At 34.4% G+C, this 17,144-nt stretch carries 16 protein-coding genes; 14 read left to right on the top strand and 2 right to left on the bottom strand.

From position 1 onward, the window contains the following. Positions 1–252 precede the first annotated feature (252 nt). The 9 genes from ablA to RAH41_RS11685 all read left to right on the top strand — a co-directional run bounded on the left by ablA (position 253) and on the right by RAH41_RS11685 (position 9,084). Positions 253–1,683, top strand: a complete 1,431-nt coding sequence (gene ablA / locus RAH41_RS11725; protein WP_331222659.1) for a lysine 2,3-aminomutase — start codon at positions 253–255, stop codon at positions 1,681–1,683. Further along, positions 1,683–1,961: a YokU family protein gene (locus RAH41_RS11720; protein WP_331222703.1), complete on the top strand. Its 279-nt coding sequence runs from the start codon at positions 1,683–1,685 to the stop codon at positions 1,959–1,961. Before ablA ends, RAH41_RS11720 begins: the two co-directional genes overlap by 1 nt. Before the next feature lie 180 nt (positions 1,962–2,141). Next, on the top strand, positions 2,142–3,569 hold the full coding sequence (locus tag RAH41_RS11715; protein WP_331222702.1) for an amino acid permease: 1,428 nt from the start codon (positions 2,142–2,144) through the stop codon (positions 3,567–3,569). A 527-nt stretch (positions 3,570–4,096) separates the two neighbouring features. Further along, positions 4,097–4,915, top strand: a complete 819-nt coding sequence (locus RAH41_RS11710; RefSeq protein ID WP_331222658.1) for a transporter substrate-binding domain-containing protein — start codon at positions 4,097–4,099, stop codon at positions 4,913–4,915. Between the two features lie 98 nt (positions 4,916–5,013). Then, entirely contained in the window at positions 5,014–5,676 is a 663-nt protein-coding gene (locus tag RAH41_RS11705; protein WP_331222657.1) for an amino acid ABC transporter permease, read from the top strand. Continuing rightward, positions 5,663–6,385, top strand: a complete 723-nt coding sequence (locus RAH41_RS11700; protein ID WP_331222656.1) for an amino acid ABC transporter ATP-binding protein — start codon at positions 5,663–5,665, stop codon at positions 6,383–6,385. The genes RAH41_RS11705 and RAH41_RS11700 overlap by 14 nt, the downstream gene beginning before the upstream one ends. Before the next feature lie 10 nt (positions 6,386–6,395). Beyond that, complete coding sequence (locus tag RAH41_RS11695) at positions 6,396–7,241, top strand: fructoselysine 6-kinase (RefSeq protein ID WP_331222655.1); 846 nt, start codon at positions 6,396–6,398, stop codon at positions 7,239–7,241. Continuing rightward, a complete protein-coding gene (locus RAH41_RS11690) occupies positions 7,241–8,080 on the top strand; it encodes a sugar phosphate isomerase/epimerase family protein (RefSeq protein WP_331222654.1) in 840 nt (279 codons plus the stop codon). The genes RAH41_RS11695 and RAH41_RS11690 overlap by 1 nt, the downstream gene beginning before the upstream one ends. 35 nt (positions 8,081–8,115) lie before the next feature. After that, positions 8,116–9,084: an SIS domain-containing protein gene (locus tag RAH41_RS11685; protein ID WP_331222653.1), complete on the top strand. Its 969-nt coding sequence runs from the start codon at positions 8,116–8,118 to the stop codon at positions 9,082–9,084. Positions 9,085–9,482: 398 nt separating this feature from the next. On the opposite strand, the gene RAH41_RS11680 is transcribed toward RAH41_RS11685, so the two are convergent. Further along, on the bottom strand, positions 9,483–10,211 hold the full coding sequence (locus tag RAH41_RS11680; protein WP_331222652.1) for a UTRA domain-containing protein: 729 nt from the start codon (positions 10,209–10,211) through the stop codon (positions 9,483–9,485). A 191-nt stretch (positions 10,212–10,402) separates the two neighbouring features. Here RAH41_RS11680 and RAH41_RS11675 point away from each other — a divergent pair, with 191 nt between their 5' ends. Further along, positions 10,403–11,371 (top strand): SIS domain-containing protein, encoded by a 969-nt coding sequence (locus tag RAH41_RS11675; RefSeq protein WP_331222651.1) that lies wholly within the window; start codon positions 10,403–10,405, stop codon positions 11,369–11,371. A gap of 67 nt (positions 11,372–11,438) precedes the next feature. Here the strand turns inward: RAH41_RS11675 and RAH41_RS11670 are convergent, their stop codons facing one another. Further along, complete coding sequence (locus RAH41_RS11670) at positions 11,439–12,872, bottom strand: APC family permease (RefSeq protein ID WP_331222650.1); 1,434 nt, start codon at positions 12,870–12,872, stop codon at positions 11,439–11,441. Between the two features lie 529 nt (positions 12,873–13,401). Here RAH41_RS11670 and RAH41_RS11665 point away from each other — a divergent pair. From RAH41_RS11665 to RAH41_RS11650, 4 genes are all read left to right on the top strand, one after another. Next, entirely contained in the window at positions 13,402–14,739 is a 1,338-nt protein-coding gene (locus tag RAH41_RS11665) for an APC family permease (protein WP_331222649.1), read from the top strand. Between the two features lie 375 nt (positions 14,740–15,114). After that, the gene (locus RAH41_RS11660) at positions 15,115–16,413 is read left to right on the top strand and encodes a Glu/Leu/Phe/Val dehydrogenase (RefSeq protein WP_331222648.1); all 1,299 of its coding nucleotides are present in this window, start codon (positions 15,115–15,117) and stop codon (positions 16,411–16,413) included. A gap of 20 nt (positions 16,414–16,433) precedes the next feature. Then, complete coding sequence (locus RAH41_RS11655) at positions 16,434–16,718, top strand: SAV0927 family protein (protein WP_331222647.1); 285 nt, start codon at positions 16,434–16,436, stop codon at positions 16,716–16,718. Positions 16,719–16,843: 125 nt separating this feature from the next. After that, positions 16,844–17,092, top strand: coding sequence for a hypothetical protein (locus tag RAH41_RS11650; protein WP_331222646.1), 249 nt, complete (start codon positions 16,844–16,846; stop codon positions 17,090–17,092). Positions 17,093–17,144: the final 52 nt, after the last annotated feature.

Below are 17,144 nucleotides of genomic sequence, written 5' to 3'. Positions count from 1 at the left end.
TACATTTTAATCTTCTAAAAATACTAGTTTTAGCACTTCTTTCAATAGCCAAGCCGCCTAATTTTAGGCGGTTTTATTATTTTTAATTCCTCTTGGGAAGAAACCATCTTAAGATTTTAGCTTAAAAAAATAAAAAAACAGGCTGAATAGTTTGAATTTTCTATATTTGTGGCGGTTTTATTAATTAGTTGTAAATTTTTGGCACGGCTCTTGCTATATATTAAAACAAACAATTTGAAAGGGGATGTAAGTATGGTAAATGCAGTCTATGCTCCAAAAAGACATTGGAAAGAAATTGAATTATGGAAAGATGTAACAGATGAACAATGGAATGATTGGGTTTGGCAACTTACAAATACCATCAAATCATTGGATGAGTTAAAGCAAGTAATTAATCTCACGCCAGACGAAGAAGATGGGGTACGAATTGCGACTAAAACAATTCCACTAAACATTACGCCATATTATGCATCGTTAATGAATCCGGATGACCCACGTTGTCCAGTTCGTATGCAATCAGTTCCGATCTCTGCGGAGATTCATAAAACTAAGTATGATTTAGAGGACCCACTCCATGAGGATGAAGATTCTCCTGTACCAGGTTTAACACATCGTTATCCAGATCGTGTACTATTTTTAGTAACAAATCAATGCTCAATGTACTGTCGTTACTGTACTAGACGTCGCTTCTCAGGACAAATTGGAATGGGAGTGCCAAAGAAACAGCTTGATGCAGCTATTAATTACATTAGCAAAAATCCTCAAGTACGAGATGTACTTATTTCAGGTGGAGACGGTCTTTTAATTAACGATAATATTTTAGAGTATATTTTAAAAAATTTACGAGAAATTCCACATGTGGAAATTATCCGTATTGGTACTAGGGCACCTGTAGTTTTCCCACAACGTATTACTGAAAATCTATGTAATATCTTAAAAAAATATCATCCAGTATGGTTAAATACTCACTTTAATACTTCAATTGAAATTACAGAGGAATCGAAACGAGCTTGCGAAATGCTTGCAAATGCTGGTGTACCATTAGGAAACCAAGCCGTAATCTTAGCTGGAATTAACGACAGTGTACCAATTATGAAAAAGCTAATGCATGATTTAGTTAAAATCCGTGTTCGTCCATATTATATTTATCAATGCGATTTATCTGAAGGAATTGGACACTTCCGTGCGCCTGTTTCAAAAGGATTAGAAATTATGGAAGGATTACGCGGCCATACTTCTGGATATGCAGTACCAACATTTGTAGTAGACGCACCGGGTGGAGGAGGAAAAATTTCTCTTCAACCAAATTACTTAATTTCGCAAAGTGCTGATAAAGTTGTACTTCGTAATTTTGAAGGTGTAATTACTACTTATCCGGAACCACAAAATTACGTACCAGGTAGGGCAGAAGCATACTTTAAAGAAATTTATCCTAATATGGATGAAAAACGTTCCAATGCAGGAATCGCGGGATTAATGAATGAAACAAAATTCAATCTTGTACCAGAAGGTTTACAACGTATGGAAGTTCGTAAAACATATGCAACAAACCCAGAGCATGCTTCTTTAAAAGATAAGCGTGATAAACGCGACGAATTAAAAGAAAAGAAATTCCAAGCACAGCTTACAAAAATCCAAGTTAGTGAAAAGCTAGTAGGAAGTGCGCAAGGAGACACTGAATGATGAAATGTCAGTGGTGTGAATCAGCTAACATAGTTGAATCAACAAATACGGTCTACTGGGAACTTCCTGATGGTACGAAGGCAATTGAGATTAAAGAAACACCATGTATCATTTGCTTAGATTGTAAAATAACATATCAAACAGATGATACTGTTAGTGCAATTGAAGAGCAATTATACTTAATCGATACTAAGCTACTTGGTAAAACAACTTCATATAATGGGTTGATCGAGCAAAAAAGATTATTAAAGAGGAATTATTTTGACTTTTCCAAATAAGAAATGAGAAGCGAGCATTCGCTTCTCATTTTCTCTAATGTTCAAACTTTTCCTAAACAATCAATGAACGAAAAAAATCAGAAAATTATCGAATCCTAAAAACGACTGAAAAGGAGTATTTTAATGAAAAATACGGTAAATACAATAACAGTCATTGATTCTGAGCATCATATTCCTTCTATGCCTCAAGAGTTAAAGCGTGGATTAAAACCTCGCCATATTACAATGATTTCACTAGGAGGAACAATTGGAACAGGTCTATTTTTAGCAAGTGGAGGTGCCATCCATAATGCAGGACCAGGTGGTGTTCTAGCAGCTTATCTAGCGATTGGAATAATGGTGTACTTTTTAATGACAAGCCTTGCTGAGATGGCTACATATATGCCGGTTGCAGGATCTTTTAGTACATACGCAACAAAATTCGTTGATCCTGCACTTGGTTTTGCTCTTGGGTGGAATTACTGGTATAACTGGGCAATTACGATAGCAGCTGAATTAGCTGCAGTTACAATGGTTATGAAATTCTGGTTACCACATACATCCTCACTCTTATGGAGTTCATTATTTTTAGCTATTATCTTTCTATTAAATTATCTGTCTGTTAAAGGGTTTGGGGAATCTGAATACTGGTTTTCTATTATAAAAGTAGTTACAGTCATCATTTTTTTAATTTCGGGATTTTTAATGATTTTTGGAATTATTGGTGGAGAAGCAGTAGGGTTTAAAAACTTTACAGTTGGTGATGCTCCGTTTCATGGAGGATTCATGGCAACACTTGGTATTTTTATGGCAGCTGGATTTTCTTTCCAAGGTACCGAGTTATTAGGGGTAGCAGCTGGGGAGAGCGAGGAGCCAGAGCGAAATATTCCTCGTGCGGCTCGCCAAATATTTTGGCGTATTTTATTATTTTACGTATTATCTATATTTGTAATCGGTCTACTAATACCGTATACAAATCATAATCTAGCAAGTGGAGATGTAACTGTTAGTCCATTTACGCTGGTTTTTGATAAAGCTGGCATTGCATTTGCAGCGTCTGTAATGAATGCAGTTATCTTAACAGCGGTATTATCAGCTGGAAACTCTGGAATGTATGCTTCAGCTCGAATGCTGTGGGACATGGCTCGCCAAGGGAAAGCTCCAAAAGCATTAGGTAGGTTAAATAAAAGGGGTGTACCTGTTAATGCATTAATCATGACAGCGGCAGTCGGTACATTAGCATTTTTAGCTTCTCTATATGGTGACGGAGTAGTTTACGTTTGGTTACTTAATGCTTCAGGTATGTCTGGTTTTATTGCTTGGCTCGGAATAGCAATTTGTCATTACCGATTCCGTAAAGCATATGTAGCGCAAGGAAAGGATTTAAATGACCTACCGTATAAAGCGAAATGGTTCCCGTTCGGACCAATATTTGCTTTTGTACTATGTGGTGTTGTTATTCTTGGACAAAATTATTCAGCATTTATGGGCAAAGCAATAGACTGGAACGGTGTACTTGTTTCATATATAGGGTTGCCATTATTCCTTATTTTATGGATTGGATATAAACTAATAAAAAGAACAAAAATTGTTCAGCTTAATGAATGTGATTTGGAGAATGGATCGTGAACGACAATCCTAATTGATAAAAAGATCTAGCTTTTAATTGAATAGTAATTGTTTGGAGATGTAATTCATATGAGAATTAGCATCTCTTTTTTTATCTGAAAATTCATTATATTTTATAATGTAAATCGTTGATAAAGATCAAAAGTATTACTAAGTTGAAAAGATACAGTTTTAACAGACTACGAAAGAGTACTGAGTCATTCCTCCATCTGAAGAATTTAGAATAAAATAGCGGAGTGAAACTAGGGATTTCTATCAATATTAATAGCATGTTTTGTACTGAAATTAAAACGTACGTATTACAAGAGGAAAAAAACAAGTAACTGTTGTAATGATCAACAGTTTTTATTTATATTGCATCCTATTATCTCTAATAGACTTTTAATTGAAAATTTTCAGAAATATTATTGACTTTATGGGACTTATTCACTATTATAATGTTATATAACGTTATTATATGTTTTGGATGGTATTAGTATATTCTGTAAGTAAAAAATTTTAATAAACTACTAAGGGGGAATAAAGAGATGAAAAAAGCATTAGGTAAAAAAGTAAGCGGTATTGCATTATCTGGTTTACTTGCGATCTCATTGGCGGGTTGTGGGACAGCTGAAAAAACAGCATCAAAATCGGGGCTAGATGGAATTAAGCAAAAAGGCAAAATAGTAGTTGGAATGATGGCAGCTACACCTCCTTATGAATTCCATACTGTTGATGGCGGAAAAGATAAAATTATTGGTTCTGATATTAAATTACTAGATCAAGTGTCAAAAGATTTAGGTGTTAAATATGAAATAAAAGATATGGACTTTGATGGTTTATTAGTTGCTCTTCAAAGTGGAAAAATTGACATGATTATTTCGGCTATGAGTCCAACAGAAGAAAGAGAAAAAAATGCAGACTTCTCAAACGTATACTATAAAGATCGTCATGTAATGATTGTTCGCAAAAGTGAATTGAACAAGTATACGACGAATGATAGCTTAAAAAATGCGAAAATTGCTGCAATTAAATCTTCTGTACAAGAACAAATAGTAGAAAAGCAATTTCCTAATGCTGATTTAAAACTATTAGGAAAATCAACTGAATTAGCAATGGACTTAGCTGCTAAAAAAGTAGACGCAGTTTTAGTAGACCGTCCTACTGCTACGCTACTTGTAAAAAGTAATCCTAGCTTAGCGAAAACAGAACTACTTTTTGATGACGATACAGCAGGTGCAGCGATTGCAATGCCTAACGGTACAGATAAAGAATTAGTTGATGCAGTTAATAAAACGATTCAAAGAACAAAGCCTGAATATGAAAAATGGTTAACTGATGCAATGTCGAAGGTAAAACAAAATTAAACTAGCTTCTAAATATGAGTCAAATGAAAGCGTTTTTCTAAAACTTTTGATCATACCGTTTATCACATATAAAACAATATTCAAAAGGGGGGAGTCAATTGAATTTTTCATTCCTTGGAACCTATTATCAATTTTTTATTACAGGAATCTATATAACAATCATTCTTGCGTTGATAGCGGTTGTTTTAGGAAGTATCCTTGGCGTTGCTTTAACCTTATTAAGACGTTCTAAGTATAAAGTCGTTAAACTAATTGGAGATATTTATGTAGAGTTCATCAGAGGTACACCACTTCTAGCTCAAATTTACATTATTTATATTGGTGTACCTGCTCTTCTTAGCGGTATAGATATACCAGACTTGGCGGTAGGTGCAATCGCTTTATCACTAAATGCCGCAGCCTATATTTCAGAAACGATTCGTTCTGGAATTGAAGCAGTTAGCAAAGGTCAAATGGAAGCAGCAAGAAGTTTAGGAATGAGTCAAAGAACCGCGATGTTTGATATTATCATGCCTCAAGCATTCAAAAATATTTTGCCTGCACTAGGTAACCAATTTATTGGTAGTATTAAGGATTCTTCAATCGTATCGGTTATCGGAGTAGCTGAGCTAATGTATGAAACTACTATTGTTAGGGGAAATACGGCATTAGGATTAGAACCCATTCTAGTAGCCTCTCTTGGCTACCTAGTATTGACATTTACTTTGTCGAGATTACTAGGGATTGTTGAAAGGAGGTTGAAGACTAGTGATCGTCGTTAATGATTTACATAAGAGCTTCGGAAAAAGTGAAGTTTTAAAAGGAATAGATGTAACCATTAAAAAGGGAGAAGTAGTTGTTGTAATAGGTCCTTCTGGTTCTGGTAAAAGTACGTTCCTAAGATGTCTCAATCTTTTGGAAACACCAACAAGCGGAAAAATTTTAGTAAATGAGCAAGATATTACAGCTAAGAAGGTCAATATAGACAAAGTAAGAGAAAAAATGGGAATGGTTTTTCAGCAGTTTAACCTTTTTCCACATAAAAATGTTTCTCAAAACATTTGCCACGCTCCAATTAAAGTAAAGGGATTAAAGGGGCCAGAAGCAAAGAATTTAGCAATAGAGTTATTAAAAAAGGTCGGTCTACTAGAGAAGATAGAAGCGTATCCATCATCCTTGTCTGGCGGTCAGCAGCAGCGAATTGCCATCGCAAGAGCACTAGCTATGAAGCCTGAGGTTATGTTGTTTGATGAACCAACATCTGCTTTGGACCCTGAAATGGTTGGAGAGGTTTTGGCAGTAATGAAGGGACTTGCAAAAGAAGGAATGACCATGGTTGTTGTTACGCACGAAATGGGATTTGCAAAAGAAGTGGGTGACCGAATACTGTTCATTGATCAAGGCAAAATTTTAGAAGAAAACAACCCAAAGGAATTTTTCGAAAATCCAAAGCACCCAAGGACAATTGATTTCTTATCAAAGGTATTATAAGTGAGGTTAAATGATGAAAGTATTAGGATTAGGCGACAATGTTGTAGACAAATATGAACATACACGAACGATGTATCCTGGAGGAAATGCATTAAATTTCGCGGTTTACGCTAAAAGGCTTGGTGTAGATGCTGCATTTCTAGGTGCATTTGGAACAGACAAAGAAGCTGAACATGTGCAGGATAGCATTAATCAGATTGGATTAGACATCAGTCATAGCAGAGTTTATGAAGGAGAAAACGGCTGTGCGCGAGTATCCCTAAAAGATGGAGACCGAGTTTTTATAGGTAGTAATCGCTGCGGTGTATTAAGAGAACAAGGATTAAATTTAACAGTTGAAGATTTAAATTATATTAAAGAATTTGATTTAGTTCATTCAGGATTATACGGATTTACAGAGGAGGAATTACCAAAGGTTAAAGAATTAGGTGTTCCGATTGGCTTCGATTTTTCCTCTGATTTTACGGAGAATAAAATAAACAAAATCGCTCCATTAGTCGATTACGCCTACTTTTCATGTAGCCATTTAACATTAGATGAAATGCTTAATCTTATGTTAAAAGTATCAAACATGGGATGTAAATTGGTGCTATGTACCATGGGGGAAAAAGGGGCTCTATTATTTAATGGAACTAAATTCTATATACAGGAACCAAAGCTTGTAAAACCAATTGACACGATGGGTGCAGGTGATTCCTTTATTACTTGTTTCATGGTGAACTATTTAAACAAACTTAAAGATGGTGTTTTAGATGAAGATCAAATCATTATTGACAGCCTTGCAAAAGCAGCCGACTTTTCTTCAAAGCAATGCCTAGTTGATGGTTCTTTTGGATATGGGAAGGTTTATGAATAATGAGTACAACGTCATTAATAAGTAGGGAACAAATAGCCGGGATGAATATCCATTATATGCGCTACTCATTAGATTATTTTTTGGAAGCTCAAGTAGCAGCAGGAATTAAAAGTCTGGAGTTTTGGACAGGCGTTCCTCATTATTATTTAGATCCAATGACTTACTCTAATTGCAAACAGCTAAAACAAAAAATTAACTCAAGAGGTTTAGAGGTAAAAGTTTTTACACCAGAAAACTGTATGTATCAATATCAGTTTGCAGCTTCAAAACCAGAAATATTTGAAAAAAGCTTTCAATATTTTTCAAATGGAATTAAAGCAACCGCTGAATTAGGCTGTCCAATCATGCAGTGCAATTCAGGATGGGGCTACTATGATGAAGATCGTGAAGAAGCTTGGAAACGATCAAGAGAAATGCTCTCAAGGTTAGCTGATGTAGCGCAACGTGAAGGGATTACATTAGCGTTGGAAAGCTTACGTCCAGAGGAATCTAATTTGGTAACTACCGTTAATGATGCAAAAAGAATGTTTGATGAGATTGGTCATCCTAATTTAAAGATTCTCATCGATACGACAGCCATGGGAGTGGCAGGTGAAAAGTTGCAGGACTGGTTTGATACTTTTGGTAACGAAATTGTCCATATGCATTTTGTCGATGGAAATCCTTATGGACATCTTATATGGGGTGATGGTAATCACAACTTAAAAGAATTTTTAATGACACTCAAAAAGAATGGTTATACAGGTTATTTAGCACAAGAAATTACGGATGCTAGATATTTTAAAGATCCCGCTAGCCATGACATTAGAAATATGAAGGCTTTTGAACAATTTATGTAAAAGCATACAAATAAATATTATTGGAGGAGAAATAAGTGGAATTAAAGTACATAATTAGACAAATTCAAGAAAAACAGCCCGATATTAAGAGTGTATTTTTTGTAGGCTGTGGTGCTTCAAAGGCGGATTTATATCCAGCAAAATATTTCTTAGAAGGGAACGCGAAGCAAGTTCGCACAAGCCTTTTTACAGCAAATGAATTTAATTACGCTACTCCAGTTTCCGTTGATAAAACGAGTATTGTCATCACGTGCTCATTAGGTGGCACTACTCCAGAAACTGTTACAGCCACTTCCAAAGCAAAAGAGCTAGGAGCACATGTAATTGCGGTTACACATGTTGAGGATGCTGCTATAACGAACGATGCTGATTATGTTGTATACCATGGCTGGGAAGAAAATTATGCAGCAAAATTAGAAAAAATGACGAAGGTTCTTGGCCTTGCCGTTGAAATTCTTAACCAATTTGAAGGGTATGAGTACTACGATAAAATGTTGGATGGCTTCTCAAAAATCTATGCTCTAATTGAATCGTCAGTAGAGACGGTTCTACCACAGGCAAAAGCATTTGCTGATGCATACAAAGATGAACCTTATATTTATGTAATGTCTAGCGGAGCAACTTATGAAGTAGCTTACTCTTTTTCAATCTGTTTACTAATGGAAATGCAATGGATTAACTCAGGAAGCTTCCACGATGGTGAATTCTTCCACGGCCCTTTTGAGATTGTAGATAAAGACGTACCATTTCTACTATTAATGAACGATGGGCGCACTAGAGGAATGGATTCAAGAGCACTAGAATTCCTAAATCGCTTCGATGCAAAAACGACGGTTGTAGATGCAAAAGATTTTGGACTCGGTTCTATCATTGCAAAAGAAGTTGTAGACTATTTTAACCCAATGCTAATTACTGGTGTCATTCGAACATATGCAGAACAATTATCAATTGCTCGTAATCATCCATTGACAAAAAGAAGATATATGTGGAAATTAGAATACTAATCTATCAATGAAGCTTAAAACAGGCAGCGAATACATCGATGCCTGTTTGGCGTGTTGAAAAAAATGTGGAGGTGCAAATAAAAAAGCCATAATTGCAAATTAAAATTGGAAATCTGCAAATAGAATCGGGTTAACAGCAAATAAGGCCACTAATTAGAAAGAAATTTGAGTGAATAGCACGAATACTAAACGAAATAACAAAAAATTAGATTGAGGTTTGATTATTACTAAACAATATCAATTAAAATTAATCAGATCTCGATGTTATTATCAAACATAAGCTTTAATACTTCCTCATGCCCTGTTTTTAAGTAAGTTAACTTCATCTTCATGCTTTAATACTATTTCTACACAATAAAACTTCTCTGTCATCACAAGAGAAGTCTTTTTATTACCATTTAAGTTGTAATTGTCAAAGCAATTAATTCAGTACGTGTTTTAAAGTTTGAAGTATGGATTGGGACTTTATTTTCATCGTAAACCGTTTTATCAATATTAAATAAAGTTTCACCAAGTTCGCAATCTAAATGTTCTGCTTCAAGCTTTCCAGCCGGCACTACTGTGATAACTTTATGGGTAGTACAAGCATTCATGTCGACGTTATAGATCTTTTTTAGTACTTCATAAGTTGAACTATTCTGAAGGAAGTGGCTTGTTAAATTAGGGAAACGTTCCAAAGAATAGTGAGTTTCATCAAGTGTAAATGGGTAGTCATCAATAAACATCAATCGAACGAGCCTTAATACAGGAGTATTAACTGTAATATGAAGCGATTCTGCAATTTTTGGAGTTGCTTTTAATTCCTCACAAACAAGAATTTGCTTGGAAGGGTTTTTACCTAATTGTTTGTTAAAGTCTGTAAAACCATCAACCGAAACTAATTCTCTTGCTATTTTAGATCGCATGACAAATGTACCTTTTCCTTGTTTGCGCTCTAGTAGACCTTCATCGGTTAAGTCCTGTATGGCTCTTCTAACTGTTATTCTACTCACACCATAGATTTCACATAGTTCTGTTTCGTTCGGAAGTCTCTCACCTTGTTTATATACTTCTTGCAAGATGGAGTCCTTAATTATTTGTTTTAATTGATCATATAAAGGCGTTGAAATCGAATTATTTAGTTTCATTTGGTATATGGTCCTTTCGAGCGATAAGTCATTATATAATATTATATAATGAAAGTGTTTTCATGTATATAATAATTTCACTATATTTATTTAAGATTAATAATTTTCAGAATAGTTATTGACTTTATAGGATCTAACCGTTAATATAACGTTATATAATGTTATATCATATAATATGCGGAGGGATAAAAATGGAATTGAATTATGTCATTTCTCAAATTAAAGAAAAGCAGCCAGAAATTAAAAGTGTATTTTTTGTAGGATGTGGTGCTTCAAAAGCGGAATTATATCCAGCAAAATATTTTTTAGAGGCTAATGCTCAACAACTTCGTGTCAGTCTTTATACTGCAAATGAATTTAATTATGCAACTCCAGTGTCCGTAGATGACACAAGTATCGTGATTACATGTTCACTAGGTGGATCAACTCCAGAAACGGTTGCTGCAACTTCAAAAGCAAAAGAACTAGGGGCACAGGTAATTGCCGTTACATATGAAAAAGAATCCGCAATCACAAAAGATGCTGATTATGTAGTCTACCATGGCTGGGCAGCTAACTATGCAGCGAAAATGGAAAAAATGACGAAGGTACTAGGTTTAGCAGTTGAAATCTTGAATCAATTTGAAGGCTACGAATATTATGAGAAAATGCAAGATGGATTTAACAATATTTACGATTTAATTCAACAATCTGTTACGACGGCTCTTCCACAAGCACAAGCTTTTGCGAAAGCTTATAAAGACGACGAAGTGATTTATGTAATGTCCAGCGGCGCAACGCATGAAGTTGCGTACTCCTTCTCAATCTGTCTACTAATGGAAATGCAATGGATTAACTCAGGAACATTCCATGATGGTGAATTTTTCCACGGACCATTTGAAATTGTAGACAAAGGCGTACCATTCTTATTATTGATGAATGACGGAAGAACAAGGGATATGGATTCTCGTGCGCTTGATTTCTTAAATCGTTTCGAAGCAAAAACGACTGTGGTGGACGCAAAAGATTTTGGTTTGGGGTCTGTCATCGCAAAAGAAGTAGTAGATTACTTCAATCCAATTTTAATTTCAGGTGTTTTACGAGTGTATGCGGAAGCATTAGCTAAAGTTAGGAATCACCCGTTAACAAAAAGAAGATATATGTGGAAGCTAGAATACTAATCTATTTTTTTATTTAAAAAAGCCGATCTCCTCTAAAATAAGGAGTATCGGCTTTATTTTTTCTCTTTTACATATCCAAATCCTTCTCTAAATTAATACCAATTTTCCCTTCCTGTATTCTAGACCTGAATACGGTCCAGTAAATAATAATTCCAGCAAGAAATAAGTAAAGGATAACTTTAGTAGTTGGCAGGAAATCTTTTGGGAGTGTTAAAATACCAACTTCAAATACTAGCCAAATAATTGCAAGAACTGTAACAGGAAGTCTCCATTTTCCTAGCTTAAAACCATCTGTATCCGGTAAATTTTTAATTTTAGTAGCGTATGCAATAACAGTAATTAAGTAAGTTATGGCCGGAAGTGCCGCAGAAGTACCTATTAATAATGATAGTTTTCCAAAATAGAAAACAGCAATAATGCCTAATACAGAAACTAAAATGATCGCATTGTAAGGTACATTATGTTTTTTATCTACCTTTTTAAAAACACTTGATGCGAAAAACACATTGTCTCTTGAAAGGGCATAAATAAGTCGAGAAGCAGAAGCCATAATGATTAACCCGCAAGCAAAAATTGAAACGATCACTAACGCAAGGAAGAAGTCAGCTACTGCAGTGCCCAAACGTGATTGCAAAATATCAGAAATGGGGGAAGCAGAAGCCATAATACGATTAATATCTTTAATTCCCGAAGTAACAATAATTAAGAAAACAAATCCAATTACACCTGCAAGTAACATTGAGTAAACGATGGCTTTAGGTACAGTTTTATTAGCATCAACTGTTTCTTCTGCTAGGTTTGCCGCTGCTTCAAAGCCAACTAAAGTATAAGAGCCCATTACGACTGATAGTACAAATGCTGTTAAATAGCTTCCATTTGAGCCAACTTTGTGAGCAGTGTAAGTTAATAATGAAAAATCTGCTCCTTTGAAAAATAAGACAATACTTAAAATAATAATAATGCCAATAAATCCGATTACTTCTGTATAGACAGCTGAATTATTAATGATTGTAGCAATCTTTACTCCGTAAATATTTAATAATGCTTGAATAACGATTGTAATTAGTACGACGGTTGTAAGAACTGTAGTTGTACTTTTAATACCGAATAGATCAAGAAAAATTGGTGCTACACCATAATCAACAGTAGGTACAACAATAATTAAATAACATAAAGCTGCCCAACCTGTAAACCAACCAAATCCTCGATTCGTTAAACGGCTAACCCATTGGTAAACATAACCACTTAAAGGAATTTTGCTGGATAAATCGGCAAATATTAAGGCTACAAGTAAATGTCCCACCATGACAAATGGCCATGTCCAAATTCCAGCAGGTCCAGCTGCTCCTAAAGCAAGACTATAAGAGCTAAAAATACCAGTTGTGATTGAAATAAATGAGAACGCAACTGCAAATGAACTGAAAAATTTTAATGATCGTTGTAATTCCTGTTTGTAGTTAAACGATTGTAAAGCCTCTGAATCGATTCCTTGTTTACTCATAAATCATCTCCTCCAAATTTTAAAATTTATTTACAGAATTTTCTTATAATTAAACTCATAGTTAGTCTGATTTGATTAACTAAAAGTTTTATTATTAATTTGGTAAAAAATCTATTTACTTTGCTCTGACCTAAAAGTTGGCAGAGTGATAGTTTACAGTTAACAATGCAACTTCCGTGCCAGTCCAATAGATGTAAGTATTTTTAGAGATTCGTAAAAAAAGAGAGATAAATCTTATGAGGTCTTGAATAATGTATGCAGGATTGAATAACAAGCAGGCTGGTATAAAAGTAGAATTTAGCGGAGGGATTTTTGTTTTTTCTATAATACTCAATAACTTCAAAGCTATAGTAGCTGTTCTTTATAACGTTTACAAAAAATTAATATTTTGGCATAAAACTTGCAAATCTATAAATAGACTTATTTAAATATTCAAAAAAAGGAGGTTTATGTCGGAAAAGTAAGAATTATAAGGAAGTAGTAAGAATGGTGTAAGCGCTTAATCTAAAAAACGAAGGGGATATGATAGGTGGAAAATAAAACACAGTTAAAAAGATCCTTAAAGTTATGGCAAGTAGTTATGATGGGGTTAGCCTATATGACTCCTATGGTTGTTTTCGACACTTTTGGAATTGTATCTCATGTAACGAATGGTCACGTACCAACTGCATATATTGTAGCTTTAATTGGCATGTTATTTACAGCGATAAGCTATGGCAAGCTTGTACGAGTATTTCCTGATGCAGGATCTGCTTATACATACACGCAGAAAGCGATTAGTGGTCACCTAGGTTTCCTTGTTGGCTGGTCATCATTATTAGATTATTTGTTCTTACCAATGGTAAATGCTTTATTAACTAAAATTTACCTAAATGCACTTTTTCCTAATGTTCCAACTTGGATTTGGGTAGTTGGTTTTGTAGGGCTTGTAACATTTTTAAACTTAAGAAGTATAAATATGCTAGCAAATTTCAATACCTTCTTTGTATTAGTCCAGCTTGCGATTATGGTTGTCTTTATCATTCTTGTAATCCAAGGGTTACATCATGGTGAAGGATATGGAGGATTCAGTATTAAACCACTATATAATGCTGGAATGCATTTTGGCACATTAGTAACCGGTGCAACAATTCTATGTTTCTCGTTTTTAGGATTTGATGCTGTTTCTACTTTATCTGAAGAAGCAATTAATCCAGCAAAAACGATTCCTAAAGCAATTCTTTACACAGCGCTTTGGGGGGGAGTAATTTTCACAGTTACATCTTTTTTCATTCAATTATACTATCCTGACATATCTCGATTTAAACATCCAGATGCTGCATCCCCAGAGATTGCTTTATATGTAGGTGGCAAATTATTTCAATCAATTTTCTTATGTATTACCTTTATTAATACTCTTGCTTCTGCATTGGCGTCACATGCGAGTGTATCACGTTTGTTATATGTAATGGGGCGCGATAAAGTTTTCCCAGATAAATGGTTCGGTTTTGTTCATCCAAAATGGAAAACACCAGCATTTAACGTAATTTTCGTTGGTGTGATTTCATTATCAGCAATCTTTTTCAACTTAGTAACAGCCACTTCTTTAATTAACTTTGGGGCACTAATGGCATTTACTTTTGTTAATTTATCAGTCATTAACCATTTTTACATTCGAGGAAAGCAAAGATCAGTTAAGGGCTTCTTTTCTTACCTAATTTTGCCTTTAATTGGAGCCGCATCGGTAGCAATCTTATGGTTTAACATTGAAAAAAGCTCACTAATAATGGGAACAGTTTGGTTCGTCGTTGGATTATTATATTTAATTTACCTAACTAAAGCATTCCAAATTGCACCTCCTAAATATGAAGAAGAGGCTGCTGTGTAGTAAACTCACAATGAAGAAGTCACAAGGCAATTTATTCCTTGTGGCTTTTTTATGTTTAAAAACTCTAAGATATTTCGTTTGTATTCCCTTTACCATGATAGTGCATATTAATTAATTCAATTTTGAATAATGATTAATGCAAAATTGAATAATCCATGCATTCAATCATATTTCCACTAAAGGATCGATTTTGGTAATTGAAGAAAATAATGCCTTAATTGGACCATTCAAAAAAATATTAAAAGTAATGAAAGTCTTGTAACTGCCTTTCTAATAAGCTTTTGTCTATTTATTACTTCACAAAATAATCAAATGAATTCAAGTTGGCACAGGAATTGCTACTAAATTATTAAAATAACTTATGAGGTGTAGAAAATGAGTTCAAAATTAACTGAAGTAGAACAAAATAAAAAGAGTAGTGAACAGGTAGAAATAGATGATTCCCTTCAGGAGTTTAGAGAAACGTTAAATGAAGCAATCGGCATAATGAACTATCCGAGCCAAGTATTTGATTTCCTTAAAACACCAATGCGCTTTTTAGAATTTAGTATTCCCGTTCAAATGGATAATGGTGAGACAAAAGTATTCCAAGGTTATCGAGCTCAACATAACGATGCATTAGGACCTACAAAAGGGGGAATTAGATTTCATCCTGATGTAACGCCAGAGGAAGTAAAAGCATTAGCTGGCTGGATGAGTTTAAAGTGTAGTATTACTGATTTACCTTATGGGGGAGCAAAAGGTGGGGTTGTTTGTGACCCAAGACAATTAAGTATGAATGAGCTAGAAAAATTAAGTAGAGGTTATGTAAGAGCTGTAAGCCAAATTGTAGGACCTACTAAAGATATTCCTGCACCTGATATGTATACAAACGCACAAGTAATGGCTTGGATGCTAGATGAATATGACCATATTAGAGAGTTTGATTCACCAAGCTTTATTACTGGTAAGCCTATAACTTTAGGGGGGTCAGTAGGTCGTGAGACGGCAACTTCAAAAGGAGTATTTTATGCTCTTGAGTTAATTAGTGAAATACAGAAAATCGAGATAAAAAATATGAAGGTCATTATTCAAGGATTCGGTAATGTTGGTAGTTACTTAGCACAATACTTACATGAAGCTGGAGCAAAGGTTGTTGGAGTATCAGATGTACTCGGAGCAGTTTATGATTCAAAAGGTTTAGACATTCCATATCTATTAGACAACCGTGATTCATTCGGAGTTGTTTCGAACCTATTTAAAAATGCGATTTCTAATCAAGAGTTATTAGAAAAGGAATGTGATGTCTTAATTCCAGCAGCAATAAGTGGTGTTATTAACAACCGTAATGCGGATAAATTGAAATGCAAGATTGTTGTTGAAGCAGCAAATGGACCAACTACTAAAGAAGCCCTAGAAATACTTGATCAAAAAGAAATTTTAGTCGTTCCTGATATTTTAGCTAACTCAGGTGGAGTTGTTGTTTCATATTTTGAATGGTGTCAAAATATGCAAGGTTATTATTGGACTGAGAGTACTGTAGATGAGAGATTAAAAGAAAAAATGACAGATAGCTTTTTAAAAGTTTATAAAACATCACAAAAATATAATGTAAACATGAAAATAGCTGCCTATATTGAAGGAATTCGTAAAATTGCTGAAGCTTGTCGCTTGAGAGGTTGGGTAAAATTCTAAAACAAAAGGAGAGATCTAGAATGATTGATATTATTTCAGAATCAACGGAAAAACAGCTTGTACACCATTATTGTTTATTAACGCAGAACAATCGATATGATTTATCAATTGCCTTTTCAAACCACTTTTATGGAAAATCAATGGTTACGTCAATTCAATCTAGCAAAATGGCATTATTATGTTTAGAAGATATTCACTCTGAACATTATTGGGCTCCTAAATTAGGTATTGCTGATGAGGATATTTCTGAAATCCAAAATTTCTTTAGCATGGTTTTACCATCAAAACACATCTGCGAGTTATAATATCAAGAATTATTTTTTAAAGATAAATTCGCTTATTGGCGGACTTTAAGGATAGGTCAAAAGCGAATAACCTTCTTCGCTGCAAAACTTTACATTTTTAATGTGCAAAAAAAGGAGTGAGCTTTATGTATTATGGAGTCATTGTCAGTGACTACCATGGAACAGTTGAAGAGACTGCTATTCAGAAAGATTCAAGAATTTATGAGTGGGAGCCTTTATTCTTTATTAAAACTACAGATGGAATGACAAAAGTTATTCATCAAGGAATAAGTGGTGAAGTTGTTTCATTGGAGGTCTCAAATGGAGACAAAATAGTTCCTGGAATGGTTCTTGCGTATGTCAAAGAGGATTTGTTTGTTACCGCTAGCGATTGAGTTAAGTGTGATAGATCTATTAATAACATTTTATTTAATTAATGCGTTATCT

It is taken from the genome of Gottfriedia acidiceleris, from assembly GCF_036421055.1.
GTDB classification, from domain to species: Bacteria; Bacillota; Bacilli; order Bacillales; family Bacillaceae_G; genus Gottfriedia; species Gottfriedia acidiceleris_C.
Note: the sequence above shows the minus strand (reverse complement) of the source record. Positions and strands in the feature narration are given on the sequence as shown.